2 tRNA genes, 1 rRNA gene and 1 other annotated feature (2 of these 4 running past the window's edge) are annotated in these 2000 nt (G+C 53.8%); all 3 genes read left to right on the top strand.

The annotated features are described in order from the left end of the window. A 16S ribosomal RNA gene (locus tag MRBLST15_RS07575) occupies positions 1-508 on the top strand (it extends 1136 nt beyond the left edge of the window). A gap of 92 nt (positions 509-600) precedes the next feature. Beyond that, positions 601-676: transfer RNA gene (locus tag MRBLST15_RS07570), tRNA-Ala, on the top strand. Between the two features lie 26 nt (positions 677-702). Then, positions 703-779: transfer RNA gene (locus MRBLST15_RS07565), tRNA-Ile, on the top strand. Between the two features lie 226 nt (positions 780-1005). Further along, positions 1006-2000, top strand: a sequence feature (mutual gap in cmsearch alignment for this rRNA model is longer than 100) (it continues 1850 nt past the right edge of the window).

Below are 2000 nucleotides of genomic sequence, written 5' to 3'. Positions count from 1 at the left end.
CTCGAACACAGGTGCTGCATGGCTGTCGTCAGCTCGTGTCGTGAGATGTTGGGTTAAGTCCCGCAACGAGCGCAACCCTTGTCCTTAGTTGCCAGCACGTAATGGTGGGAACTCTAAGGAGACCGCCGGTGACAAACCGGAGGAAGGTGGGGATGACGTCAAGTCATCATGGCCCTTACGGCCAGGGCTACACACGTACTACAATGGTAGGGACAGAGGGCTGCAAGCCGGCGACGGTAAGCCAATCCCAGAAACCCTATCTCAGTCCGGATTGGAGTCTGCAACTCGACTCCATGAAGTCGGAATCGCTAGTAATCGCAGATCAGCATTGCTGCGGTGAATACGTTCCCGGGCCTTGTACACACCGCCCGTCACACCATGGGAGTTTGTTGCACCAGAAGCAGGTAGCTTAACCTTCGGGAGGGCGCTTGCCACGGTGTGGCCGATGACTGGGGTGAAGTCGTAACAAGGTAGCCGTATCGGAAGGTGCGGCTGGATCACCTCCTTTTGAGCAAAGACAACATCGTCCTGTCGGGCGTCTTCACAAAGTACCTGCATTCAGAGAATCGCATCGGCCAGGCCGGTGTGAGTGTCCCTTTTGGGGCCTTAGCTCAGCTGGGAGAGCACCTGCTTTGCAAGCAGGGGGTCGTCGGTTCGATCCCGACAGGCTCCACCATCTAAGCTGTTCCGGAAGAGTCTTCCGGGTCTGTAGCTCAGGTGGTTAGAGCGCACCCCTGATAAGGGTGAGGTCGGTAGTTCGAGTCTACCCAGACCCACCATTCTCTGAATGACGCATACAATCGATCTTTATACGCATCGGCACTGTGGCCGGTACGTGTTCTTTTAAAACTTGTGACGTAGCGAGCGTTTGAGATACATCTATCAGACGTGTCGTGAGGCTAAGGCGGGAATCGGAAGATTCCTTATTAATTGAGTCGTTATATTCGTATCCGGGCTTTGTACCCCCGGGTCACATATATAACCCAAGGCAACTTGCGGTTATATGGTCAAGCGAATAAGCGCACACGGTGGATGCCTTGGCGGTCAGAGGCGATGAAGGACGTGGCAGCCTGCGAAAAGTATCGGGGAGCTGGCAACAAGCTTTGATCCGGTAATGTCCGAATGGGGAAACCCACCCGCTTGCGGGTATCCTGCAGTGAATACATAGCTGCTGGAAGCGAACCTGGTGAACTGAAATATCTAAGTAACCAGAGGAAAAGAAATCAACCGAGATTCCGTAAGTAGCGACGAGCGAACGCGGACTAGCCCTTAAGCTGATTTGGTTCTAGGAAAACGCTCTGGAAAGAGCGGCCATAGAAGGTGATAGCCCTGTATCTGAAAGGGCCATTTCAGTGAAGACGAGTAGGGCGGGGCACGTGAAACCCTGTCTGAACATGGGGGGACCATCCTCCAAGGCTAAATACTACTGACCGACCGATAGTGAACCAGTACCGTGAGGGAAAGGCGAAAAGAACCCCGGAGAGGGGAGTGAAATAGATCCTGAAACCGTGTGCGTACAAGCAGTAGGAGCCTCGCAAGGGGTGACTGCGTACCTTTTGTATAATGGGTCAGCGACTTACTGTTCGTGGCAAGCTTAACCGTATAGGGGAGGCGAAGGGAAACCGAGTCTGATAAGGGCGCATAGTCGCGGGCAGTAGACCCGAAACCGGGTGATCTAGTCATGGCCAGGGTGAAGGTGCCGTAACAGGTACTGGAGGCCCGAACCCACGTCTGTTGCAAAAGACGGGGATGAGCTGTGATTAGGAGTGAAAAGCTAATCGAACCCGGAGATAGCTGGTTCTCCTCGAAAGCTATTTAGGTAGCGCCTCATATGTATCCTCTCGGGGGTAGAGCACTGTTATGGCTAGGGGGTCATCGCGACTTACCAAACCATTGCAAACTCCGAATACCGAGACGGACTGTATGGGAGACACACGGCGGGTGCTAACGTCCGTCGTGAAAAGGGAAACAACCCAGACCCACAGCTAAGGTCCCAAATT

The organism is Stenotrophomonas sp. LST15-1-1.1, from assembly GCF_040815575.1.
GTDB classification, from domain to species: domain Bacteria; phylum Pseudomonadota; class Gammaproteobacteria; order Xanthomonadales; family Xanthomonadaceae; genus Stenotrophomonas; species Stenotrophomonas lactitubi_B.
The sequence above is the reverse complement of the archived record's forward strand: the minus strand, read 5'-3'. Positions and strand labels throughout refer to the sequence as shown.